General features: G+C 61.1%; 21 protein-coding genes. 6 read left to right on the top strand and 15 right to left on the bottom strand.

Translation table 11 applies throughout. The features are described 5' to 3' along the window. Window positions 1-6: 6 nt before the first annotated feature. Entirely contained in the window at window positions 7-771 is a 765-nt protein-coding gene (locus ACP15D_RS18135; protein WP_424958816.1) for a hypothetical protein, read from the bottom strand. A gap of 193 nt (window positions 772-964) precedes the next feature. Between ACP15D_RS18135 and ACP15D_RS18130 the strand changes: the two genes are divergently transcribed. Then, window positions 965-1,564, top strand: coding sequence for a hypothetical protein (locus ACP15D_RS18130; protein ID WP_424958815.1), 600 nt, complete (start codon window positions 965-967; stop codon window positions 1,562-1,564). 630 nt (window positions 1,565-2,194) lie between these two features. Here ACP15D_RS18130 and gdhA read toward each other — a convergent pair. Continuing rightward, window positions 2,195-3,538 (bottom strand): NADP-specific glutamate dehydrogenase, encoded by a 1,344-nt coding sequence (gene gdhA, locus ACP15D_RS18125; RefSeq protein ID WP_424958814.1) that lies wholly within the window; start codon window positions 3,536-3,538, stop codon window positions 2,195-2,197. A 29-nt stretch (window positions 3,539-3,567) separates the two neighbouring features. After that, window positions 3,568-4,017, bottom strand: coding sequence for a nucleoside diphosphate kinase regulator (gene rnk, locus ACP15D_RS18120; RefSeq protein ID WP_424958813.1), 450 nt, complete (start codon window positions 4,015-4,017; stop codon window positions 3,568-3,570). 521 nt (window positions 4,018-4,538) lie between these two features. Here rnk and ACP15D_RS18115 point away from each other — a divergent pair. Next, entirely contained in the window at window positions 4,539-5,252 is a 714-nt protein-coding gene (locus ACP15D_RS18115; RefSeq protein ID WP_424958812.1) for an FkbM family methyltransferase, read from the top strand. A 211-nt stretch (window positions 5,253-5,463) separates the two neighbouring features. Here ACP15D_RS18115 and ACP15D_RS18110 read toward each other — a convergent pair whose 3' ends face one another. The 7 genes from ACP15D_RS18110 to ACP15D_RS18080 all read right to left on the bottom strand — a co-directional run bounded on the left by ACP15D_RS18110 (window position 5,464) and on the right by ACP15D_RS18080 (window position 13,973). Beyond that, window positions 5,464-6,840, bottom strand: a complete 1,377-nt coding sequence (locus tag ACP15D_RS18110) for a hypothetical protein (protein WP_424958811.1) — start codon at window positions 6,838-6,840, stop codon at window positions 5,464-5,466. Window positions 6,841-7,264: 424 nt separating this feature from the next. After that, the gene (locus tag ACP15D_RS18105; RefSeq protein WP_424958810.1) at window positions 7,265-8,053 is read right to left on the bottom strand and encodes a sulfite exporter TauE/SafE family protein; all 789 of its coding nucleotides are present in this window, start codon (window positions 8,051-8,053) and stop codon (window positions 7,265-7,267) included. Beyond that, a complete protein-coding gene (locus tag ACP15D_RS18100) occupies window positions 8,053-9,720 on the bottom strand; it encodes a TIGR01244 family sulfur transferase (RefSeq protein WP_424958809.1) in 1,668 nt (555 codons plus the stop codon). Before ACP15D_RS18100 ends, ACP15D_RS18105 begins: the two co-directional genes overlap by 1 nt. Window positions 9,721-9,802: 82 nt before the next feature. Continuing rightward, entirely contained in the window at window positions 9,803-10,690 is an 888-nt protein-coding gene (locus ACP15D_RS18095) for an MBL fold metallo-hydrolase (RefSeq protein ID WP_424959269.1), read from the bottom strand. A gap of 56 nt (window positions 10,691-10,746) precedes the next feature. Beyond that, window positions 10,747-11,955 carry a cytochrome-c peroxidase gene (locus tag ACP15D_RS18090; protein ID WP_424958808.1) on the bottom strand — a complete coding sequence of 403 codons (1,209 nt, stop codon included), beginning with the start codon at window positions 11,953-11,955 and terminating at the stop codon, window positions 10,747-10,749. Further along, the gene (locus ACP15D_RS18085; protein WP_424958807.1) at window positions 11,952-12,653 is read right to left on the bottom strand and encodes an SCO family protein; all 702 of its coding nucleotides are present in this window, start codon (window positions 12,651-12,653) and stop codon (window positions 11,952-11,954) included. Before ACP15D_RS18085 ends, ACP15D_RS18090 begins: the two co-directional genes overlap by 4 nt. A 15-nt stretch (window positions 12,654-12,668) precedes the next feature. Then, the gene (locus ACP15D_RS18080) at window positions 12,669-13,973 is read right to left on the bottom strand and encodes a selenium-binding protein SBP56-related protein (protein WP_424958806.1); all 1,305 of its coding nucleotides are present in this window, start codon (window positions 13,971-13,973) and stop codon (window positions 12,669-12,671) included. Between the two features lie 236 nt (window positions 13,974-14,209). On the opposite strand from ACP15D_RS18080, the gene ACP15D_RS18075 reads away from it, so the two are divergent. The 4 genes from ACP15D_RS18075 to folE all read left to right on the top strand — a co-directional run bounded on the left by ACP15D_RS18075 (window position 14,210) and on the right by folE (window position 17,924). Then, window positions 14,210-15,142 (top strand): LysR family transcriptional regulator, encoded by a 933-nt coding sequence (locus ACP15D_RS18075; RefSeq protein ID WP_424958805.1) that lies wholly within the window; start codon window positions 14,210-14,212, stop codon window positions 15,140-15,142. Between the two features lie 198 nt (window positions 15,143-15,340). Continuing rightward, a complete protein-coding gene (zigA, locus tag ACP15D_RS18070; protein WP_424958804.1) occupies window positions 15,341-16,600 on the top strand; it encodes a zinc metallochaperone GTPase ZigA in 1,260 nt (419 codons plus the stop codon). Then, window positions 16,600-17,271, top strand: a complete 672-nt coding sequence (locus tag ACP15D_RS18065; protein ID WP_424958803.1) for a DUF1826 domain-containing protein — start codon at window positions 16,600-16,602, stop codon at window positions 17,269-17,271. The genes zigA and ACP15D_RS18065 overlap by 1 nt, the downstream gene beginning before the upstream one ends. A gap of 29 nt (window positions 17,272-17,300) precedes the next feature. Then, on the top strand, window positions 17,301-17,924 hold the full coding sequence (gene folE, locus ACP15D_RS18060; RefSeq protein WP_424958802.1) for a GTP cyclohydrolase I FolE: 624 nt from the start codon (window positions 17,301-17,303) through the stop codon (window positions 17,922-17,924). 52 nt (window positions 17,925-17,976) lie between these two features. On the opposite strand, the gene ACP15D_RS18055 is transcribed toward folE, so the two are convergent. The 5 genes from ACP15D_RS18055 to ribH form a co-directional block, all read right to left on the bottom strand. Further along, window positions 17,977-19,083: a site-2 protease family protein gene (locus tag ACP15D_RS18055; RefSeq protein WP_424958801.1), complete on the bottom strand. Its 1,107-nt coding sequence runs from the start codon at window positions 19,081-19,083 to the stop codon at window positions 17,977-17,979. Window positions 19,084-19,160: 77 nt separating this feature from the next. Next, window positions 19,161-20,561, bottom strand: coding sequence for a L,D-transpeptidase family protein (locus ACP15D_RS18050; protein WP_424958800.1), 1,401 nt, complete (start codon window positions 20,559-20,561; stop codon window positions 19,161-19,163). Window positions 20,562-20,780: 219 nt separating this feature from the next. Beyond that, window positions 20,781-21,809: a thiamine-phosphate kinase gene (thiL, locus tag ACP15D_RS18045; protein ID WP_424958799.1), complete on the bottom strand. Its 1,029-nt coding sequence runs from the start codon at window positions 21,807-21,809 to the stop codon at window positions 20,781-20,783. Continuing rightward, a complete protein-coding gene (gene nusB, locus ACP15D_RS18040; RefSeq protein ID WP_424958798.1) occupies window positions 21,796-22,302 on the bottom strand; it encodes a transcription antitermination factor NusB in 507 nt (168 codons plus the stop codon). The genes thiL and nusB overlap by 14 nt, the downstream gene beginning before the upstream one ends. After that, a complete protein-coding gene (ribH, locus tag ACP15D_RS18035) occupies window positions 22,299-22,814 on the bottom strand; it encodes a 6,7-dimethyl-8-ribityllumazine synthase (RefSeq protein ID WP_424958797.1) in 516 nt (171 codons plus the stop codon). The genes nusB and ribH overlap by 4 nt, the downstream gene beginning before the upstream one ends. Window positions 22,815-22,817: the final 3 nt, after the last annotated feature.

The following is a 22,817-nucleotide window of genomic DNA, read 5'->3' as shown; positions in this document are numbered from 1 at the left end:
TTGAAACTACGCTGACAGCGTCGCTTCTCCACTCCACGCAGTCATTAGCGATGCGAGGATCGGCAGTGGGCACCCGAATACCAGCCCGCGCGCGGGACTCCATGCGCTCTGTAAGGCTACGACCCAATAGCGCGGATGGCGCTCTTCGAGATTGAATCCGAAGATCGGGCCGCCGCTCATTCCCTTGATGCTCTTCAGACCGATTGCCGGATCGACCTGGGCAACGAAGCGCTCGAATTTGGTCGATCGGCCTCCCGCCAGCGGCGGCGCGACACGCTGAACGGCAAACATGGTAGGGGAGACGACACCATCGCCGGACGCGGAGACGAATGCGGACGTATACTCTTCAGGGAGGCCGAGCATCGCGTATCCGTCGAACCGTACACTGGCCTGATGCGCCCAGTTCTTTTCTTCGAGAGCAACGATCCCGTTCGTAGCCAGGAGCCTTATATAGTAAGGCTGGAGCAGCATCACGCCGAAGTCGAGGCCTTCGTCGTCATCGTCGATATAGAAGATGCTGGCGCTCTTCAGATCGAACGGAATCGGATGATCCTTGAACCTTCCGCGGCCAAAGGTGTCAGCCAACACCGCGGACTTTATGTCCACGTTGTCGCTCTGAAGGGCCTGCTCCACTTCCCGCAGGATGTGGCCCGCAGTGAGGAAGCAGTAGGCGTCCCGGATGCGGATAAGCGTTCCTGCGTACGCCGCGAAGCGCGGCGTATGCCCAGTCTGCTCGTCATCGTGATGTTCAAAGGCAATGCACAGGCCCACGAGGTGCCTGCAAAAGAACCTGACTCTATCAGTTCCGCGCCAAAGGCCGTCGGCTGCACTCATCGTTTCCTCCGCCGAGCCTTGAAGAACGATAGCGAATCGCACCGAAGCTCAAGGTTACCATGTGCAGCGACGTGCTCAGAGCCCAGCCTCCAGGTAGAACTGCGGCCAGACGATAACAGATGAACAGAGCATGGCATCAGCAGATCAAAATAAGGAATTCCTGACCAAGCATCTGAGCTACGAGATAAGCATGCTTGGCTATGCACTCAATCTGCTTGCGGGGAGCGAGCCGGGTCAGCGAGCGTCAATGTATTTTGAGTGCTTCGCCGTCCACGCCAGAAACTGTCGGGTGTTTCTGATGAACGAGGACGGCAACAACTACAAGGCCCGCGACTACAACAAGGATTTCGTTGCATCCAGCGAGTCGGCCGACGACGCGGAAGCACTCAAGCTGATCACACGTTTAGACACGCGCGCATTTCATCTGGCCAAGTCGGAACGGGACCGCCACCGCATCACGGTTGGAGACGCGGTCAAAATGTATCGCTGGATCGCACAGGAACTTGAGCGGTTCGGAAGAGAGCTGCCGAAAGTTTACCAGGCCACGTGGTCAGCATCTGTAACAATTGGAAACTCTATCGTTGCCGTCGTAGACGCAGGCGCATACGCGACAAACCATTTCTCGAACACGGCGTCCTATTCACCGGGTGTTGCTCTGGTGACTGGTGGTGAGCTTCGGCTGAATGACGGTGGGGATTATGTCGTAGTGCACGATGCCGCGCGAGACTAGAGGTACTGCGCTTATCTGAGCTCACAGAAGTCCGCAGAGCGGCTGTGGGCGGACGTCCACGGGACGCCCTCGACGGCCACTCTGCACCGGGCAGCGTGGCGCCGCTCGGGCAAAGCGCTCTCCCGCGGCAGCGGGTTCGTTCACTGTGACCGAGCGGATGTTCGTAACGCCGGCGAGAGGCAACTCTCAGCTAGCACGCCAAATCCTGCGCGTAGTATTATTCCGTATGAGCTTGTGGCGAGCGAAACAGCCAAAAAAAGCGTTCCAACTAGCATAATGTCCGGACCGAACTAACCCAACATTGGAACCAGCGATTGACCCAACATGAATTTGCATCTCGAAAAAATATCTAGACGGTTCAACACATTATAGAGGTACGAACCAATGACTTTGCTCCTACCCGCGGAGCCAATCTACAGCCCACCCTCTAATATCGATTTGCCGGTGAGCTTGGCAGCATCAGTGCTGCCCTGCGCTCGCAAGCTTAAAGGGCTTGTCGTCATCGAGAATGACGCCGCAGTCGTTTGCCGGGCATCGGTGTTTCGCGCGACGCCACTTCGGGTGCACTGAAGCGAACACCGGCAGTCTCCCGCCGGTGTACATCCTGGATCAGCAAAGACCGTTGGACTGTCAGATCACGCCGAGGGCTTCCATCGCCTCGGCGACACGAAGGAAGCTGGCGATGTTGGCGCCAAGAACGTAATCGCCGGGAGCGCCATAGTCGGCCGCTGTTTCAGCGCAACGGTCGTGAATATTGCGCATGACGTCGGCGAGCCGCGCTTCGGTCTGCTCGAACGTCCAGCTGTCGCGCGATGCGTTCTGCTGCATCTCTAGTGCTGACGTAGCGACACCGCCGGCGTTGGCCGCTTTACCCGGAGCAAAAAGAACGCCTGCCTCCTGGAAGACTCGCACAGCCTCGGGCGTGCACGGCATATTGGCGCCCTCGCCGACAGCAATGACGCCATTGTTGACCAGCGTGCGAGCGTCCTTGCCGGTCAGCTCGTTCTGAGTGGCGGATGGCATCGCGACGTCTGCCGGCACGTCCCAGATCGATCCGCCTTCGATATAGTGCGCGGCGGATTTGACAGCCGCGTACTCGGAGATACGCGCGCGGCGGACTTCCTTGATTTCCTTGACGAGCGCCAGATCGATACCGTGGTCATCGACGATGTAGCCGTTCGAATCCGAGCATGCGACGACCTTGCCACCGAACTCTGCGATCTTCTCGATGGCGTAAATGGCGACGTTGCCCGATCCTGAGACCGATACTCTGCGCCCGGCAAAAGATTGGCCCTTGGTGCCAAGCATGCTCTGCACGAAGTACGTAGCGCCGTACCCGGTCGCCTCGGTGCGTGCGCGCGACCCGCCGTAGGTGAGGCCCTTGCCGGTCAGTACGCCGGCCTCGTAGCGGTTCGTCAGACGCTTATATTGCCCGAACATGTAACCGATCTCGCGACCGCCGACGCCGATGTCGCCAGCAGGCACGTCGACGTTCTCACCCAGGTGGCGATGCAGCTCGGTCATGAAAGACTGGCAGAAGCGCATGATCTCGCCGTCAGAGCGACCGCGCGGATTGAAATCGGATCCGCCCTTGCCGCCGCCGATGGGCATACCGGTCAAGGCATTCTTGAAGGTCTGCTCAAAGCCGAGGAATTTGATGATGCCGACGTTTACCGAGGGATGGAAGCGCAAGCCGCCCTTGTAGGGGCCAAGCGCCGAGTTGAATTGAACGCGGAAGCCGCGATTAATCCGGACCTGTCCTTGATCATCAACCCAGGGGACGCGGAAGATGACTTGCCGCTCGGGCTCGCAAAGCCGCTCGATCAGGGCTCCGTTGGCATAACGCGGGTGCTTCGCCGCCACGCGACCAAGGCTGCCCAGTACCTCCTTGACTGCCTGGTGGAACTCGTCTTCGCCGGCATTCCGATGAAGGACCTCTGCCAGAATGGGGGTCAGTTTTTCGTCGATGTGCATCACTGTCGTCGCGAGTCCAATGTGAGATGTTATTCACCGCCGGCCGACCGCTCGTCGCTGGCGACGTTCGGCGGATGGCGCATGACCTTGAGTGGGGTGAGCCGGTGCGGGCGGTCATCGTGACCGAGCAACGGTATCGTCTGCCCTGTAGACAGGCCGATCAGTGCGGCGCCAATCGGCGTCAGGATGGAAACCCTGTTCTGCTCGATGTTTGCTTCGCCGGGATAGACGAGTTGCACGCAGCGCTGGTTGCGTTCGTCGACCTCAAACTCGACCCACGAATGCATGCGTACGACGTCGGAAGGGAGATCAGCATCCCGCACGATGTCTGCGCGTTCGATTTCGGCCAGGAGGATGCGGGCAACCGATTCAGCACGGCCAGCAAGCGCAGCTGCGGTCGCGAGCGCGCTCAACCGCCGCTCTTCCGACACGCCAAGCGTGATGCGAGGTAGCGAGTTGGTTGGAGGATGAAAGTTCATGACGTCCTCGGAGCATGTGAGTCAGCACACGAATTGCGCGTGGCGCACACGTCACCCCGCACGATCCGTGCTTTTGGAAGTTGGGAAAAAAAGGAGATGAAGGTCCCGGCTTCTCGCGCGCGGAGGCGCGCTCAGGCCGGGCTACGAGCCTGCGGCTTCTCGACCCTCTTGGGGGAGCTTCAGATGGTAGGTGAGCATGCTCATGCCTAAATAATGGGCAGAATAAATTTGCATGTCAACGACCGCCTGACGACGCCGGCGGTGGCGCTGCGCGCTGGAATATTGAGTCACTTATCCAAAGCCGAATTGCGCGTACGCCTTGTTGCCCCCGGAACGCGGTGTCACGCTCGCGCTTGCATTTCTGCAAGGCCCCGGCGAGTAGCGACACTTTTGCGTCGCGCGACATTTCAGGCCAGGGTGCCACGAACTGAGGGAGGTTGACCACCTTGGTTGCAACGATTGATCGCCCACGCCTTGTTGCGAGAGGCACAGCGCGCGCAAAACGACTTCTCGGTAACGTCTTGGATTCGGTAAACCCGATCTATCGAGGACATCAGGATCAGGTCTTCGGCGCCACGAGCTACGCGCAATGTGGCGAGGATCTCATCGTCGCGAACGTCTTCAAGCTGCTGGGCGTGGAGCGCCCCAGCTACCTCGATATCGGCGGGCATCATCCGCTCCACTGCAGTAACACGGCGTTCTTCTATATGGCGGGCAGCCGCGGCGTGGTCATCGAGGCCAACCCCGACCTGATCGCTCCTTACCGCGCCGTGCGTCCCGAGGATCTGGTGGTCAATGTCGGAGCGGCGCAGCACGGTGGGCGTATGAAGTACTACCGCATCGACAGAACGAGCGGCAGGAACTCGTTCTCGGAAGAATCGGCGCGCGCATTCGTCGAGGCGTACCCCGCCTTCCGTATCCAGGATGTGCTCGATATCGAGGTCTGCAGCCTGGCAGAGATTATCGAACGCTACTGCAACGGACGTTTCCCCGATTTCCTCAGCATCGATGTCGAGGGGCTCGATGTCGAAATCCTGCAATCGTACGACTTCGCGTCGCGCCCGACGATTATCTGCGCAGAGTTCGTCAGTGCAGGCAGCGAAGCCGGGGATTCGATCTCGGGTGTGCTGAGGGCACACGGCTATCTGCTTTACGCACGCACCTGGGGCAACGGCATCTATCTGACGCGAGAGGCGGCGCAGCAGCTCAGCATCCCCTCAGCCGCTAGCAACTAGGCTCGAAATACGGGCGGTGGGTTGCCGGTCACGCGCATCGGCCGCCACGCCTGTTGATTGAATTATCTTGTGCCGCGCGTCACCTGCCGCGCGCGCCGGTGCTGCTTATCTGACAGGTCGATAAAGCCAGCCCGTGCGACAGCTGTTCCCCTCCAGGACAAAAAAGAGGACGGGCGCCGGCCCGTCCTCTCGAGGTTGCTGCTGCGACGGTTCAGAAGTTGATCAGAGCACCTGCCGTGAAGATGTCGAGGTCGTCGAGATTGTCGAACTCGGCAGCCACGACACCCGGACCGCTGAAGCTCGGGTCATAGTTCTTATAGCTGACCCACAGAGACATGGCCGCCGCGTCGATTTCCTGCACCGCGCCGAGGCCCCACTGCGTCAGCTCGCTGCCGCTAATGCCGAAGTCGACAAGCTGCGGGTGAAACATGTCATTGCGCTTGCCGAACTCGCCATAGAGAACAGTGTGACCGAGGGACACCCACTTCTCACGCAGACCAGCCTTCAGGTACCAGTTGTTGCCGCTGGGCTGATTGTCGGTCTGGTTGGCGGTGATGTAGACGTTGTCGTTGTACTCCTTGCCGTAGGCGCCATACAGGAACAGACCTGTTGCCATGTGCTGGAGGTAGGCACCCATCTGCAGGTAGCCGGCATCGACTTTGACGGTGTAGGGCAGACCAGTGACGGCGTTGAAGCCCTGGAACATCTGCTCGTCGGTATTGCGCGAATAAGCGATGGTGGCATTCAACATGAAGCCGTGCCCCTCACCGGAGAAGCGACCCGCAACATCCCAGAAGTCGTCACCGCCCCAAGAGGCCGAACCAGAGAAGCCGTGGAAGGTGGGTGTGTCGTAGCGAATGCCGTCGATCGGGATAGCGTCGCAATCGCCGGCAATGGGAAGAGCCGTTGAGCTACACCACATAGCTGCACCAATCGGGAAGCCGACACCGTTGGGCAGATACTTCTGCTGGCCATTACGTGCCAGGTTAATGGCAAGGCCATTGACCGGCACCCAGTTGGCGGGAATGAGCGAGCCGGACGCGTCGACGAGCACCGCGGCGTGCTCCGAAGCTTGCGGAATGAGACCAACGTCCACTTGTCCGAGTTTGTTGCTCTTCAAGAACCAGTACGAATAGAGCAGCTCGGGCTGGTTGTACTGCAGGCCGCCATTCGAGGCGACGATGCCGAGGGCCGATGGTCCGTTGGCCTTGAACTGCGTGTTGCCGGCCGTCATCGGGTCGGATGTCGCCATCTCGATGTGCATGACGTAACCGGCCGTGACATCGTTGGTAACCTGGGCGGAGCCAGTGAACTTGACGTGCGTTCCGAGCGTGGAACCAACACCGGTGACGTAAGTGTTGCTCGCGACGCCGTTGTCGTAGCTCATGATCTGGTTGGCAACCCAGCCGCTAACCGTCAGCGACACCTTACGGTTGCCCTTACGCGCGGTCGTCGATTCAAGCTCGGCGATACGCTCCTCGAGATCTGCGCAGCAATCCCCACCCAGATCAGCAGCAGCGGCATCAACGGACAACAAACGACTGGCGACAACCCCCACCGCCGCAATGGCACAAAGGCGTGGCATCATCTCTCGTTTTCTCCATACATTTTTGGCGTTTTTCATTCACCACGTCATTTTTGGGGAAAGCCGCGCAACAAGCGCTCTCACGCTGCTTTTCGAATTACTAACGCTTCCCGAATTTCATCACATGGCTTCTTTACGCGTTCGACTTTCATGCCGCGCAGCAGCGCGACTCTCTGGTCAATTCATGTTTGTCCGCACGGGAATGAAGGGGCAAACAAATAGTGCGTAAGCTGTGCAAAGCGCGACAACTATCGTGATGAAATCGCTACACAAATAGAAGCATCGAATGCGATTGATCGATGCCGCGAATAGACTGAGCTCATAATCGCTGGAGACGTGCGTAATTGCCGCGCCGCTACGCAGAAACCGTTTAATGCGTGGAATTGCTGGATATCGGCCGCTTTAATGGAGGCAAAATTCTCCAGATTTAGCCAGCCACGTTTTGGAGACCACGTAAAACTACGTAGATACCTACGGCGGCTACTATGATAGCGAACACGCGGGACAGCATTTGCTTCTTTGATGCAAGCAATGTCGACGTGCGCAGGCCAAGAGCGCTGCCAATGATTCCGCCTCCGATGAAGAGCGCGACAAGCACCCAATCGATCAGGCCGGAGCTGGCGTAATTGCCCGCGGTGGTTATTCCAAATGCCGCCACCGAGACTAACGATGAGCCGACTGCGAAGATCAGCGGCATTCTGGTTGCGGCCATGAGCCCGGGCACCACCAGAAATCCGCCGCCGATTCCGAAGAAGCCGGAGAGTAGGCCGACCACCATGCCGTAGCCGACGAGCGGCGGCAGAAGTGTGGGCGCATTCACGCGCGTCAGGGCGACGAACGCGTCCCCCTGCCCGTCCTTCTTTTTGAACATCAGACCTGCGATGACGAGCATGAGCACGCCGAACAGAAGCAATAGTTTCTGTCCGTCGAATTGCTTGCCCAAGGTCGAGCCGATCAATGCGCCGACGACGCCCGTGGCAGCGAATATGACTGCGCACCGCCACTTGACATGATCCAGCCGGGCGTGTCCGGCGAGACTTGCCAGTGCGCTGAGGGCGACGGCAACTGCGCTGGTTCCGATGGCGACGTGGGGAGATGGCACGCCGACAACGTAAACCAGCAGCGGCACGGCAAGCACAGAGCCGCCGCCACCGATAAGTCCCAGGACGAAGCCAACGAGAGAGCCCGAAAGCGTCGCCAATGCATCATGCAGCATCAGGCAGCGGCTTTCGGCTTAGCCATCCACTCACGCCCCTTGAGCATTGCGCGCCAATAGATCGGCGGCAGAATACGCTCTTTCAGCAGCCAAGCCGTGCGCGACGGCTTCACGCCATTGATGAAGAACTTCGGGAAGCTCGGTAGCAGCTTGCCGCCGTAACCAAACTCAGCCAGCACGATCTTGCCGCGCTCTACGGTGAGCGGGCAGGAGCCGTAACCGTCGTACTCGGCCGCCGAGGGACGCAGGCCCAGGTCATGGGCGATGTTCTCGGCAACCACAGGCGCCTGCTTGCGCGCGGCAGCGGCTGTCTTGGCATTAGGCGCCGAGCAAACATCGCCGAGGGCGTAGATGTTGTCGTACGTGGCGTGGCGCAAAGTTCCCTGGTTCACGTCAACCCATCCAGCCGCATTGGCGAGCGGGCTGACACGAATGAAGTCCGGCGCGCACTGCGGTGGCGTTACGTGGATCATGTCGAAGTCGACTTCCACAGTCTTCTTCGGCTGATCGGGGATCGCCTGCTCGAACCAGGCCTTCTTCGCATTGCCATCGATGGCGACGAGGTTGTGGTGGAAGTTCAGCTTCGCACCGTAACGCTCGACGTACTTCATCAGCGCGGGCACATAGGCCGCTACGCCGAACAGCGCTGGCGTTGCCGTATAGAAGCCGATATCGACGTTCTTCAGGTGGCCGTTGCGGCGCCAGTGATCGGCGGAAAGGTACATCACCTTCTGCGGTGCGCCAGCGCATTTGATCGGCATCGGCGGCTGGGTGAAAACGGCGCGTCCCCCCTTGAAGTTACGCACGAGCTCCCACGTGTAGGGTGCAAGGTCGAAACGATAGTTCGACGTAACGCCATTGCGTCCAATGGTGTCGACGAGGCCTTCAACCTTGGCCCAATCGAGCTTCAATCCTGGGCATACGACGAGGTGGCGATACTTGACGATGCGGCAACCTTCGAGGATCACGGCATTCTCTGCCGGCTCGAATGCGGTGACAGCGGCTTTGATCCACTTCACCCCCGCCGGCATGACAGATGCCATCGTATTGACGGTGGTGGACGGAGCAAACACGCCACCGCCGACCATGGTCCAGCCCGGCTGATAGTAGTGCGTGTCGGCCGGGTCAATGATTGCGATATCAAGATCGGCATTGCGTGCGAGCAGGCTCGACGCGGTTGCGATGCCGGCGGCTCCACCACCGACGATGACGATGTCGTGTGAGCAATCGGGCAAACCGGTCGGCGTGCGACCACCGTTGGCTATGCGGCGCACGATACCACTCAGGTCGTAACCAGCCGCCTTTGTGGCGTGCACGATGTCGGCGAGCGGCTGCGAGCGCGCCTCGGCAAGCGCCCATAGAGATGCGGAGCGAGTTCCAGTTCGGCAGAAAGCGAGAACGGGCTTTGGCAGCTGCTTCAGCAGAGCCGCAAATGCCTCAGCATCGGCGTCGGCAATCTTGCCGGTAACGACGGGCTGGTGATGGATCTCCAAGCCTGCCGCCTTGGCGGCTTCCTCGATCTCGCGAAAGAGCGGCTGGTCGGGGGCTTCACCGTCGGGACGGTGACAGACAATAGAGCGGAAGCCCAACTCCTTGAGCTTTACTGCATCGTCCGTGCTGATTTGCGGTGAAACACATATCTCGTCGTTGATCTTGTGCAATTCCATCTTGTCTCTCCCTAGGAACCCCCCGTGTTTTTTGCATCTGGCAGGGGCAGAGTTCGGCGCCGTTTGTGACGTGGGGGCTGCTTCAGAAGGCGTTGATCGGTACTTTCAGATGACGCTTGCCCTTCGTGTCGGGCGCCGGGAGGTTGCCCGCCCGAATGTTCACCTGAAGCGAGGGAAGGATGAGCCTGGGCATGGCCAGCGCGGAGTCGCGCGCGCAACGCATTGCTACGAACTCTTCCTCGCTGACGCCGTCGCGCACGTGAATATTCTTGGCGCGCTCCTCGGCAACCGTCGTTTCCCAGCGGATCTCGCGGCCGCCGGGCCCATAGTCGTGGCAAATGAAGATGCGGGTCTCTAGGGGCAGAGTCTCGAGCACACGGCGGATCGACCGGAAGAGCGTGCGCGCGTCGCCGCCCGGGAAATCTGCGCGAGCCGAGCCGCCATCGGGCATGAAGAGCGTGTCACCAACGAACGCTGCATTACCGATGACGTGCGTGGTGCAGGCCGGCGTATGGCCCGGCGTATGCAGCACAAACGCCTGCAGGTTCCCGATCTCGTAGGTATCGCCGTCCTTAAACAGACGATCAAACTGGCTGCCGTCACTCTGGAACTCGGTGCCTTCGTTGAAGATTTTTCCGAAGACCTCCTGGACGATCTTGATGTCCTCGCCAATGCCAAGCCTGCCGCCCACTTTGCTCTGGATGTATGGCGCGGCGGACAGGTGGTCGGCGTGCGCGTGCGTTTCGATCAGCCATTCGACCTTGAACTCGTTGAGGCGCAGGTATTCGACTATGGCGTCGGCGGAGCGGTAGCTTATGCGCCCGGCCGCATAGTCGATGTCCATGACGCTGTCGATCACCGCGCACGACATCGACGTCGGGTCGACAACGACGTAGCTGATCGTGTTCGTGTCCGCGTCGAAAAAGGGAACGACTTTCGGAGTTACCGACGTATTGATTGGATAATCCATTGCGTCCTGCCCCTTCGTGTGAACTGGCGACGTCTCATTGGCGTCGCGGAAGCTCGTCATCTCGCCCCATCCTCCGCGGTTATCGGAATCGGGCTGTAGCGATTGGGAGTATCCGCCGCCGCCATGGCCTCGCGCTCGGCCGCGTCGCCACTCAGAGTTTTGAGAAAGGCAATGATGTCGGACTTTTCCGCAGCGCTCAGGCCAAGCGGATGAATCTCTTGCGCCTGACCGTCGTGCGGGATGCCACCGCGATCGTAGTAATCGAGCACATCCTCGAGCGAGGGAAGCGATCCGTCGTGCATGTATGGCGACGTCAAAGCGACGTTACGCAGGCTCGGTGTTTTGTAGGCCCAGCGTTCGTGCGGGTTGAGTGTCACCTCAAAGCGGCCCAAGTCATTCTTGAGCGGCTCGGAGACCGAACGCAGCTGGTCGGCGTGCATTTTGATGAACGTGCCGGGCGCGAGCTGCACCTCGTAGGTCTTGTTGTCCGGGGCGATCGTGGCGTGATAGCCGATGCCGGTATCGTGAAATTCGTGGTCGGTGAAGAGCGCGGTGTGCTCTTCCATGGCGTGGCAGGTGACACAGCCAGCCTTGCCTACGAACAACTCGTACCCGCGCTGCTCCTGCCGGGTAATGGCGTTCTTCTCGCCACCGAAGCGCCAGCGATCAAAACGCGAGTTGCCTGAGAGCAAGGTCTTCTCGTATGCCGCGATGGCATCGCCAACGGTCTGCATCGATGGGCCCTGCCCGTCGAACGCCTTTTCGAACTCTCCATTGTAGTCAGGCAGAGCGCGGATGCGGGCGAGAACCTGACCCATCGAGAGATTAGCCATCTCGTCGGATGCAATCATAGGCAACCACGCCTGCTGCGCGAGGTCGCTCTCATGCCCGTCATGAAACAGCGTTCTCTGGTAGACGACATTGAGCAGCGATGGTGCGTTGCGCCGGAGGCTCTGCCCCAGAAAGCCAACTGCCGTGGCGGTCTGCGTAGAGGCGAACGCCTGCGAGGGGATGTGGCACATGCCGCAGGACAGCGTGTTGTTGGCCGACAGGCGCCGGTCGAAGAACAGCTTGCGTCCCAGGGCAATGCGCTCGGCGCTTTCTTGCGGGGGCGCTTCGGGTAGACCGAGGGGCGTTTTGCGCAGGGATGTCGCACCACATGCGATAACGAGAACCGGCAGAATTGCGACAAGCGCACACGCGCTGGCGAACGCCCGATGACGGGAGAACGACGCTGCTATAGACGCGATACGCCAGAATTTCATTGGGCGCTTGCCTGCTTGCTCTTGTCCTCTTCGATGGCCAGCGTTCTGATGTCATTCATCAGCACATCGGGCTGCAGGAATGCTGTGGTGTAGATCTCGCGAACCCAGCCTTCCTGATCGACGAGATAGACCTTCAGCATGTGGTTGATCACAGCAGTTGGATTGCCGTGCTCGTCCAGCTCACGACTGGGGCTTTGGCCCATATCTTCGAGGATCGGCTTCAGGTAGCTCTCGGACCACGTGGTCAGGAAGTTCCAGGGCACGGTCTTCTGCGTCGCTCGGCGATTGTCAGAAAACAATGACAACCGCTCTGGCGTGTCGACGCGCGGGTCGAGGGAGAGGAAGACCAAGCGTACGCGCCCTCTGAGCTGCGGATCATTCTGGACTCTCTGATAGACGTCCTCGAATGCCGACCAGGCGACGGGGCAGCCGGTTGGGTCGGTGCATGTCGAATAGAAGAACGAGAAGAGCGTGATCTTGCCTTTGAGGTAGCTCGAAAGGCGCCGGGGCATCCAGGCGTTGTTTTCGAGCACCCAACCTGAAGCTGCCTGTTCGATCTTCTGGAGCTTGTAGGTTCCGGGCGCAGGATAAGAGGCGCCGGCCGCTCCGCTCACCATCGACACAAGGACGATGGCAAGCAATGCAGAGCGACCGGCGAGTTGCGCGACGGGTGTGCGCGACGGGATTTTTTTTATCATTAGGCCCAGCGTGGATTAGCGAGCCGAAACCGCCGCCTCGGATCCGAGCGCAGCCGATTGAGCCTTGCCGGAAAACTTCATGTGGTGGGCACGACCGAGCTTCAGCTCGTTGAAGTCGATGGAGAACTTCTCGACGAGCTGCTTGCCATCCCAATCGTAGGCTTTGAGAAACTGGTCGTTCTCAGCGCCTTTTTTGTCCCAGTTGGCCAGCAGCGACGTGGTGAAGTAGACGCGCTTTCCGTCCCAGCTCTGCGAGACCATGTTGACCTGATTGCCGATCTTTTTGGTGTAGATCTCTTTCGGCGCCTCAGGATTAGAGATGTCGAACAGGCGCGCGGTGCCATCCATGAAGGTGTCGACCCACAGCGTCTTGGCATCGGCCGAGATAGAGATGTCGACCGGCAATGGTAGCTTGGAGGGATCGCCCACATCGGCTACGGCCTTCGCCTGCCACTCGCCCTTGTCGTCCTGCTTGATGAGCCAAAGCTTGCCCGTCAGCGCGGTGGCCGTCATCGCCCAGTTGTCGCCCGGCTTCAGCGACCAGCGGATCTCGAGGGGAGCGCCGGGAACGCTGAAGACCTTCTTTGGATCCATCGACTTGAGGTCCCACAGGACCATCGTGTTGCCGAAGTTCTTCATCGCCTCGGGGTCCTTCGCGAGCTTCCCGAGGTCCATCATGTAGTTGTTCCAACCCGTGAAGCTCGACGTGAGCATCAAGTTCTCCTGCGGGTTGATGCCGATGTCGTAGCCATATCCGTCCCCACCATTGGCGAGGGGCAGAGGATGAGTCGAAACAAGCTCGCCCTCGTTGGTGTAGATGGCGAGGCCCGTCTCACCGTTGTGAGTCTTGGGGTTCGACAGCGCCTGAATCATCATGCGGCCAGGCATCGCGTAGAACGTGTGCGGACCGACGTAGCCGGTCTTTTCGGCGAAGTCGGTGATCACCTTCGCAAGCTTCGGCTTGGCCGGGTCGATGAGGTCGAAAATGAAGATCTTGTTGTCGTCCAGGCGACCGGCCCAGACGTAGCGGCGGTCATCGCTAAAACCGAGGTGATGGGCTTCGCCGCGGCCGCCAACAGAGAGCGTATTGATCACCTTGCCGTACTTGGCGGAGGACGGATCGACGTCGATGGTCACCATCTTGTCTGACTCGTCGCCGACGCCGGGCATGCCCAACGTCCAAACCTGGAGATACTTTTCCTGCCCTTTAATGAGAGCCTCGACGAACGGCGAGTTGCACGTCTCGTCGCTAAATCCCGCTGTGGTTGAGCCGAGCGTCGCGACAGCGGCGCATGCGGCAGCTAGCAGAGCCTTCTTCACGTGGTGCTTCCTCCAGAAGGGCCCGACCTTGCCTGGCAGGCCTGTTATTGCTGGGAGGAAGGATAGGAGGGCTACTGATGGAACGGAAATTCTCTTTCCGAATGTCGCCTATTTCTGAAATCTATTAACGTGGGCAATCTGTGGTATGATAAGCTATAGGAACCAGCTCCCAGGGCAAGCCATTCCCTGGCGTGCTGAATTGCCACACTCGGCTTAATCGAACTCAAGAACAGAGAATGAACCTCCAGCAACTGAGGTATGTCCGAGCGCTTTACGAGGAGGGTTCGTTCGTGGCCGCCGCGGCGCGTTGTGCGGTCACACAGCCCACGCTCTCGAACGGTATCGCACAGCTCGAGGCCGAGCTTGGTCATCGCATCTTTCATCGCACCACGCGGAGCGTGAGCCTCACGCACTTCGGGCAGCAATTGCTTCCCGGCGTCCTAGAGACGCTCAACTCCTACGATCGTCTGCGCGATATGGTGCGCAAGCTCGACAATCCGGCAATGACACTGCATGTCGGAATCTCGCCCCTCGTCGGCATCAAGCTGGCCGAAGCATTGCTCGAACCATTCCGGCAAGGCCGACCGGACGTCGGCGTCATCTACCGCGAGGGCAATCTGTCGACGCTGTGCGATGACCTCAAGCGCGAACAGCTCGATCTCGTCATTGCGCCATTCGACAAGCGCTCGATCCCTGCCGGCGATTACCTGCTGCAAAGCCTGTGCAGCGAGCCACTACTCTTTCTTCCCCGCTCCGAGGAAAAGGACCGGTGGCACGGTGTCAACCAGGTAGAGGTTGAGACGATCGCGGGCGAAGAGTTTGTCCTGGTTCCGAACGCGTGTGGGCTTGCGCAAGTAACCAAGGGCCTCTTCGATGACCAGCGGCTCACGTTGCATCGCTACCCGGGCGAGGCAAGCAGCTACGCGGCTGTACAGGAATGGACTCAGATCGGCCTCGGCTGCGGAATCCTTCCGGAATCCAAGGTGAATAGCGAAGGACGCAAACGCGCGATCACCATCCTGCGCGATGGCGAGCCGGTGAACATCAGCTACTTCGCACTCGGCAAGCCGAATACGGTTCCACCAACCGTGCTGGACGAGCTGTGGGAAATGTTGGGCCCGGGCCGCGAGGGACTTCCTTGCCCGCGAGTGGCCGCGGCCGCGGAGTAGGCGCGGAGCGCCGCTCGCCCCGGAGGCGAAGCAACCGCTTTTAACCCTTCCCTTTTCGTACATCTGACCGCGCCTTCTCTTCCTGAGCGCGTCTCATCGCGAACGCTGTGCCCACAGCTTCCTGACACAGTCTCTCTGGCACTTTACGGATGTTATAACATCCGATATGGATCGACCCAGCCAAGGAGAACCCCAGCCATGGATCGCGATCTCAGCACCCACCTTCAGACCGCATCGCAGGAGCCCGACGGGCGCCTGCCCGTGACAGTGCTTTCCGGCTTTCTCGGAGCCGGCAAGACGACACTGCTCAATCACGTCCTCAACAACCGCGAGGGACGGAAAGTTGCGGTGATCGTCAACGACATGAGCGAGGTGAACATCGACGCAGACCTCGTCATGGGCGGTGGCGCGAACCTGTCGCGCACCGAGGAGACGCTGGTCGAGATGTCGAACGGATGCATTTGCTGCACGCTGCGCGACGACCTGCTGAAGGAGGTTGATCGGCTAGCGAGGGATGGGCGCTACGACTATCTGCTGATCGAGTCGACGGGTATCGCCGAGCCGCTGCCGGTGGCGGCGACATTCGAGTTCCGCGATGAGAAGGGCAAGAGCCTTTCGGATAGTGCGCGGCTCGACACCATGGTGACGGTCGTCGATGCGGCGAACCTTCTGCGCGATTATTCCTCACAAGACTTTTTGAAAGACCGCGGCGAGGTCGCTGGTGAAGAGGACGAGCGCTCGCTGGTCGGGCTGCTCGTCGAGCAGATCGAATTTGCCGATGTGGTGGTGCTGAACAAGACAGACGTCGCCGCACGTCACGAAGTCGAGCTGGCGAAATCGATCGTGCGCGCGCTCAATGCCGATGCGCGCATCATCGAGACGAACCACGGGAAGGTGGCGCTTGGCGATATCCTGGATACAGGCCTCTTCTCGTTCGATGCTGCGCATCAGCACCCGACGTGGTTCAAGGAGCTGAACGGCTTCAAGGAGCATCAGCCCGAGACAGAGGAGTACGGCATATCGAGCTTCGTCTACCGGGCACGCGGTCCGTTCGATCCGGCAAAGCTGCACGCGTTCTTCGGCAATTCCTGGCCGGGCGTCGTGCGCGCGAAGGGTTTCTTCTGGCTCGCATCCCGCCCCGCCTTCGTCGGCGAGATGTCCCAGGCGGGCCCACTCGTGCGCACAGAAGCCATGGGCTATTGGTGGGCAGCCGTGCCGAAGAAGAACTGGCCTGACGATGATGCGCTCGTAGCGCGGATCAAGAACGGCTGGCACGCGCAGTGGGGCGACCGGCGACAAGAGCTGGTGTTCATCGGCACCGGCGAGATGGACGAGGCGCGCATCAGGGCAGAGCTCGACGCGTGCCTGATGAAGTTGCCCGAGACCGGCGAGGTGGACACCAAAGCGTGGTTGCGCCTCGATGATCCGTTCCCGCGCTGGCAACGAGACGCGGCCTGATGAGCACTCTTTTCAAACGCTACCAGCTCGCCGGCGCCAGCCTGCCGATAAGCTCCGACGTTTACGCGTCCGATCTGCCGAGCGTGCTGCGCCGTTGGAGCGAGCCCGGTTGCCGGCTTGCCCTCTGGCAACGGCAACCCGCGCCGGACTTGGTGCGCCGGCTCGATGCTCTCGCATTCGAAGCGTTGCCCACGGGCCGCTTCGTTTCGACGCCAGAAGACGCCGGCCGCAAGTTGAATGCATGCCTGCTTGCAGGTCCGTTGAGCGATGCAAAGCTTATTACCACACTGAGCCACGACATGGCGCATCTCGTCACGCTGTTCGCCGGCGCCACGTCAGCGAACGAAGTCGAAGTGCGCATAGAGGCCGTGCGCGATGATGCGTGCCGGAAGTTCCATGCCGACGTCACTCTCGGTCGCCTCGTTACGACCTACGTTGGCCCTGGAACGGTGTGGGTGCCCGCGGAAAATGCCACGGACGCCTTGAGCCTGCAGGACGATTACGCAGGCCCGCTGCAGCAGATGCCGCGATTTTCGGTGGGGATCATGGGCGGATCCGAGACGGCCGAGAAAGCACTGGTGCACCGCTCGCCGCGCATTGCCGGCACTGGCGCATTCAGGCTGTTCTTTTGCGTCGATCGCCCGATCCGCCCGCGCGCCACGCTGCATTGAAGAAAAACAAAAACAGGAGGTCATCGGCGATGGATGCCGTCGTAGCGAACCCGTCAAGTCCCCGCCGGGCCAAGCCGACGCGGGAGAGCGCCGAGGCCGCCGTGCGCACGCTGATCGAATGGGCGGGCGATGATCCTGACCGCGAAGGTCTGCTTGGAACACCGGGACGTGTGGTGCGGGCGTATGAAGAGTTTTTCTCCGGCTATGGGGAAGATCCCGTCGAGATTCTGCGCACGACATTCGAGGAAGCTGGCGGCTACGATGAGATCGTGATGCTGCGCGACATCCGCCTCGAATCCCATTGCGAGCACCATATCGTGCCGATCATCGGCCGTGCGCACGTTGCCTATTACCCTTCGCAGCGCGTGGTCGGCATCTCCAAGCTCGCACGGCTCGTGGAGATCTACGCCAAGCGGCTGCAGATTCAGGAAGTGCTGACGGCACAGGTTGCCGATGCGATCGACACCGTTCTAAAGCCGCGCGGGGTGGCGGTCGTCATCGAGGCGGCGCACCAGTGCATGACGACTCGCGGCATCAAGAAGCCGGGTGTCGTTACCATCACCAGCCGCATGCTCGGTTGCTTTAAGACAGAACCGGAAACGCGGGCCGAGTTCTATCGGCTCGCCTCGGCGCGACCGCTCGACCCGGCGTAACGGGGCGATGGTCACAAGCAACGGTGCATAGCTGTGAGGCGGTGCGCTGCGATCATGGATCGGGGAGCGGCCGGTCGGTTCGCGCCCGCTCGCGCGAGGCGCCGATCATGATCAGCTCATTGAGGTTCTCAGGCGTCAGATAGCCGACGAGGTGATCGTCGGCATCGATGATACCGATGAAGCGCGCACCCGTTGAACGCATCGCGTCGACGGCTTCATCGAGCGTTGCGTCGAGGCGCAGCGTTGGTGCGCACGAAGTCATGATCTCCAGAACTGGACGCCCACCCTCCCCTGCGCGCAAGGCCTCGATGATTGCCCTGCTCGTTAGGAAGCCGCGCAAGTGACCGCCACCGTCAACCACGGGAAACTCGTGCTGCGTCGTGTGCAGCAGCTTCGCCGCCGCGTCGTCTGCCGTCGCACCGACGCCGATAGATTCGAAGCGGGTGATCATCGCGTCGGTAATTCGGCGCCCGCGTATGACCTCGCGCATTTCCACGTCGCCCGCCTCGCCGGAGGCCGCGAGGAAGATGAATGCCGCAATGAGGATGAGCATCGGATTGCCCATGAAGCCGAGGAAGGCAAAACCGACCGCCATGGCCTGACCGATTCTGGCTGCCACGCGGGTGCCGCGCGGGAAACCCATCTTCATCGCCAAAAGCGCGCGCAGCACGCGGCCGCCATCCATCGGGAAGGCGGGAATGAGATTGAAGACCAGCAATATGATGTTTGCTATCGCGACCTGCGCGAGGAAGCTGGACTGCAGAGCCTCGAAGGACATCTGATCGATCGTCAGTCGCAGACCGAGTGCTGCTATGAGCACGAGTGCGATAACGAGGTTGACGGCAGGACCGGCGAGCGCGACGACGATCTCCTGCGACGGCTTTTCAGGCATGCGCTCCATCGACGCGACGCCGCCGATGGGCAGCAGTGTCACGTCAGGGGTGCGGATGCCGTAGCGTGCGGCGGCCCAGATGTGGCCGAACTCGTGCAGCACCACGCAGGCAAACAGCACGAGAATGAACAGGACGCCGGCGATGGCACCGTGTGGCCCGCCATGTTGCCATTGCACGGCGGCGATCCATGCGATGAGCAGCAGGAACGTCAGATGCATGCGGACGGCGGTGCCGCCCCATGTGAAAAGTTTAATCGACCAGCCCACGCCTCAGCTCCGTGATGCCCCGACACGCTCAATATAGGGTGTCGGGGGGCGTCGCGAAACGTTGGCGCCGGCTTCGGTCAGGGCGCCAGGGTGATGGTGGGGGCTGGCTCGTTCGGATCCCGGTCCATCTCGGCGATCTGGTCGACGGCGCCGTCGCGGCCGTAAATGTCGGGACGGAACTCGACTTCGCCATCGCGCTCGGCCCAAGCCGTGATGTAGGTAAAATACACCGGGATAGGGCGCGTGAGGGTCACGTCCACGGCCTGACCAGACTCGACAATCTGCTGGGCGCGGCCGGGCTGCTCCCAACCAGGCTCGTAGTGAGCGATCCAGTCGGCGAGATCGAATACGCCCTGGACGCGCACGCAGCCGGCGCTGAAGGCGCGCGAGCGCTGGCCGAACAGCTGCTTCATGGGCGTGTCGTGCATGTAGACGCCGTGCTCGTTGGCCATATCGATGCGCACGAGGCCAAGCGCGTTCTGCGGCCCCGGATCCTGGCGGAACTTGAGGCGTTGCGCGTCGGGCGCATGCCAATCGACGGTCTGTGGATCGAGCTCGCGGGAACCGGCAGGATCGAGAACGCGGATCTTTTCGTTCTGCAGATAGTCCGGCTCTTTCAACAGGCGCGGGATGAGATCAAGGTGGGCCACGCTATCGGGCACGCGCCAATACGGGAAGAAATTGAGCGCGCGGATGGTGGCCTTCACGGAAGGCGATTGGCGCTCGGTGCGGCCGACAATCACGCGATGACGTTGCTGCACCTCGAAGCGCTCGACCGCCTCGAGCTGGAACGCGGGGACATTGACGAGGACGTAGCGCTCCTCGATCGCCGTCGACATCAATTCGCGGATGCGGCCGATGTTGAGGCGAAGCTGATTGATGCGCTCATCGACAGTCATGTTGAGCGCCGGATAGGTGGAACGCTCGATGCGCCCGGTGGGGCGCAGGCCATGACGACGCTGGAAGTTCTTCACCGCGTTGGCGAGCTCTTCGTCGAAGGTATACGAGTTGTAGTACTGCGAGCGGGGGCGCAGGTCGCCGCTGGCGATCAATCTCTTGCGGAGTATCGGAACGCGGTCGTCATCTTCGCCTTCGCGCATCATGCGGCCGGCAGGCACGACGGGCCAACCGCCTTGCTGGAGGATCTCCTGATAGCGCGCGATAGCCTTCTCCATCGAGATGATCATCTCATCGGAGCGCAGCGGCACTGCGTCGGGGCGCAGATCGTCGAGTGGTTCGGCCTGACGCGCAGCACGTTCACGCGCGCGGTCCTCCTGACGGCGGCCCGAGTAGTCAGGCGTGCCAGATCCCGTGAGACTCTCCCACCAATTCGCCTGAGCTTGTTGCGCAAGCGCTGGTGCAGGTAAAGCAAACAGCAGACCGACCAAAAGGGCCGCAGCAACTGCGCCGCACTTCCCTGCGCAACGAGCGAAGAGATGCAAACCGTAAAGTCGCGCCCGCGCGCGATATGCCAGCATGAAATCGTCCCACTTTTGCCCGGCCTGCGACGGACCGGTCGTCCCGCCGCCGCGCAACCCCTTATGGCAACCGCACTTCCGTCGTTGAACGTTGTCGTCTCAATAGCCGCCAGGATATGGCCAAACCAAGACGATTGCGTGTGCTCCGCTTGTCTCGTGCACGCGATGGCCTTTGTCGCGATGCGATTTGGTCGCACGCAGAGCCGGTTTCAAGGCACATCAGCGTGCCAAAAAGTGATCCCAGCCTAGTTTACCGAACGACATGGTTCCGCCCGCCGGGTCGATGGCGACGGCACCCGCTGGACCCGCTGTTACCTCTCCAATGCGGGTCACGGGTATTCCGGCACCATGTGCCAGCTCCTCGAACTGGGCAGCCTTGGCGGGGCTTATCGTTGCGAGCACCTCATAGTCCTCGCCGCCGGACATAAGATCGGCAAGATCGGTTTCGTCTGTGGAGATCACTTTTCGCGCTGGCGGCGAGAGGGGGATCAGCGATGCCTGCAGTCGTCCGCCGACGCGAGATGCCCGGCAGAGCCGGTCAAAGTCCTTCATCAGACCGTCGGAGACATCCATGGCTGAGGATGCGCAGGCACGCAGGGCGGGCCCGAGCGCCAGCGGCGGGCGAGGGCGGGATAATCTGTTTTCGAGATAAGTGCAGGCCTCGGCATCCAGTCCACTGCGGTCGGCCAGCTGCGGGTCATGACGGAGCGCGAGACCGAGCGCGGCGTCGCCGATCGTGCCGCTGACATAGACGATGTCGCCGTCTCGAGCTGTGGTCCGCTGGACCATGCAGCCGGATGGTACGGTGCCAAATGCCGTGATCGACACAGAGAGCGGCCCAGGCGTGCGGTCGGTATCTCCGCCGATCAGACGACAGCCGAATGCAGTCTGCGCGCTCAGCAATCCGCCGCTGAAGGCGGCGAGCCAGGACCGATCGATGTCGGGAAGCGCCAGGTTCATCACGTAGGCGAGCGGCACGGCACCCTTGGCCACGAGATCGGAAACGTTGACTGCGAGCGCCTTCCACGCAATCGCACCGGGTTCATCGCCGGGCAAGAAGTGCACGCCGGCGATGACGGCGTCGGTGGTGACGATCAATTCCTGGCCGGGCGACACGGCGATCGCTGCGCAATCGTCTTTCAGACCGTAGGCACCAGGAAAGCCTTCGCTGAGCGGGGCGAAGAACTCGGCGATCAACGCCTCTTCGCCGCTCGATGCCCCCGCGCGCTGCCGGTCATTTTCCGGCATCGCGGTTGAACTCGGCCGGGCGAAGCTTGCGCGCCAGTTTGTCGAGCACCCCGTTCACCACTTTCGGCTCATCGTCGGAGAAGAACGAGTGGGCGACGTTGATATACTCGTTGATGACGACGCGGTGCGGAACGTCAGGGCGCTCCATCAGTTCGAACACACCGGCACGCAGGATGGCGCGCACAATGGCGTCGATGCGCACGAGACGCCAGCCCTCGGCAAGCTGCTGGTCGACGAGGGGATCGATGTCGCGCTGACGGCGCACGACACCGCGCAACAGCTCGGCGAAGAAGGCAGGGTCGGCGCCGGCGGCCGCCTCATCTCCGGGCAGCTTGGGAAAACGCAGGCGCACGAACTCGTCGATCACCGCGTTGAGATCCGTGCCGGCGAGATCCATCTGGTAGAGGCCTTGCACGGTCGCCACGCGGGCTGCCGTGCGCGGCGCGAGAGCAATCTTGCCCGGGATCGGCGTCGCGTTGCTCGTGGTGGTCATACGCTTTGTCCCTCGAACTCGCGCTGTAGCGCGATAAGGCGGAGACAAGCGCGCGCAGCGTCGGCGCCCTTGCCGCTGATGCCGCCACGGGCGCGGGCGAGTGCCTGCTCCTCGTTCTCGACGGTGAGGATGCCGTTGCCGACCGGAACCGAATGCTCGGTCGCAACCTGCATGAGCCAGTGGTTGGCGTTGTTGCAGACGATCTCGAAGTGATAGGTCTCGCCGCGGATCACGCAGCCCAGCGCGATGGCGCCATCCCATTTGCCACCCGCGGCGCGGCCGGGAATGAGCCCGCTCGCGACGGCCTGCTGCAACACCTGGGGGATCTCCAGCGCGCCGGGCACCGTGATGCGATCGTAGGCGACGCCGGCCTCGTCGAGTGCGGCTTCAGCCCCGGCGACGAGCTCGTCGCCGATCTCCTCGTAGAAGCGGCCTTCGATGATGAGGATGCGCGCGCTCATCGGCCCTTTGCTGGACTTCGGCGCGCTAGGCTTGTCGGGCTTTACGATCATCTC

Origin of the sequence: Hyphomicrobium sp. 1Nfss2.1, from assembly GCF_965243865.1 — a bacterium.
Classification (GTDB): domain Bacteria; phylum Pseudomonadota; class Alphaproteobacteria; order Rhizobiales; family Hyphomicrobiaceae; genus Hyphomicrobium_A.
The sequence above is the reverse complement of the archived record's forward strand: the minus strand, read 5'-3'. Positions and strand labels throughout refer to the sequence as shown.

Coding starts and splice junctions, on each gene's coding strand:
- ACP15D_RS18130 (WP_424958815.1), top strand. CDS start 965: ATGGCATCAGCAGATCAAAATAAGGAATTCCTGACCAAGCATCTGAGC.
- ACP15D_RS18050 (WP_424958800.1), bottom strand. CDS start 20,561: ATGCTGGCATATCGCGCGCGGGCGCGACTTTACGGTTTGCATCTCTTC.
- thiL (WP_424958799.1), bottom strand. CDS start 21,809: ATGCCGGAAAATGACCGGCAGCGCGCGGGGGCATCGAGCGGCGAAGAG.
- zigA (WP_424958804.1), top strand. CDS start 15,341: ATGGATCGCGATCTCAGCACCCACCTTCAGACCGCATCGCAGGAGCCC.
- ACP15D_RS18065 (WP_424958803.1), top strand. CDS start 16,600: ATGAGCACTCTTTTCAAACGCTACCAGCTCGCCGGCGCCAGCCTGCCG.
- gdhA (WP_424958814.1), bottom strand. CDS start 3,538: ATGCACATCGACGAAAAACTGACCCCCATTCTGGCAGAGGTCCTTCAT.
- ACP15D_RS18095 (WP_424959269.1), bottom strand. CDS start 10,690: ATGGATTATCCAATCAATACGTCGGTAACTCCGAAAGTCGTTCCCTTT.
- ACP15D_RS18105 (WP_424958810.1), bottom strand. CDS start 8,053: ATGCTGCATGATGCATTGGCGACGCTTTCGGGCTCTCTCGTTGGCTTC.
- ACP15D_RS18110 (WP_424958811.1), bottom strand. CDS start 6,840: ATGATGCCACGCCTTTGTGCCATTGCGGCGGTGGGGGTTGTCGCCAGT.
- folE (WP_424958802.1), top strand. CDS start 17,301: ATGGATGCCGTCGTAGCGAACCCGTCAAGTCCCCGCCGGGCCAAGCCG.
- rnk (WP_424958813.1), bottom strand. CDS start 4,017: ATGAACTTTCATCCTCCAACCAACTCGCTACCTCGCATCACGCTTGGC.
- ribH (WP_424958797.1), bottom strand. CDS start 22,814: ATGATCGTAAAGCCCGACAAGCCTAGCGCGCCGAAGTCCAGCAAAGGG.
- nusB (WP_424958798.1), bottom strand. CDS start 22,302: ATGACCACCACGAGCAACGCGACGCCGATCCCGGGCAAGATTGCTCTC.
- ACP15D_RS18100 (WP_424958809.1), bottom strand. CDS start 9,720: ATGGAATTGCACAAGATCAACGACGAGATATGTGTTTCACCGCAAATC.
- ACP15D_RS18075 (WP_424958805.1), top strand. CDS start 14,210: ATGAACCTCCAGCAACTGAGGTATGTCCGAGCGCTTTACGAGGAGGGT.
- ACP15D_RS18090 (WP_424958808.1), bottom strand. CDS start 11,955: ATGAAATTCTGGCGTATCGCGTCTATAGCAGCGTCGTTCTCCCGTCAT.
- ACP15D_RS18085 (WP_424958807.1), bottom strand. CDS start 12,653: ATGATAAAAAAAATCCCGTCGCGCACACCCGTCGCGCAACTCGCCGGT.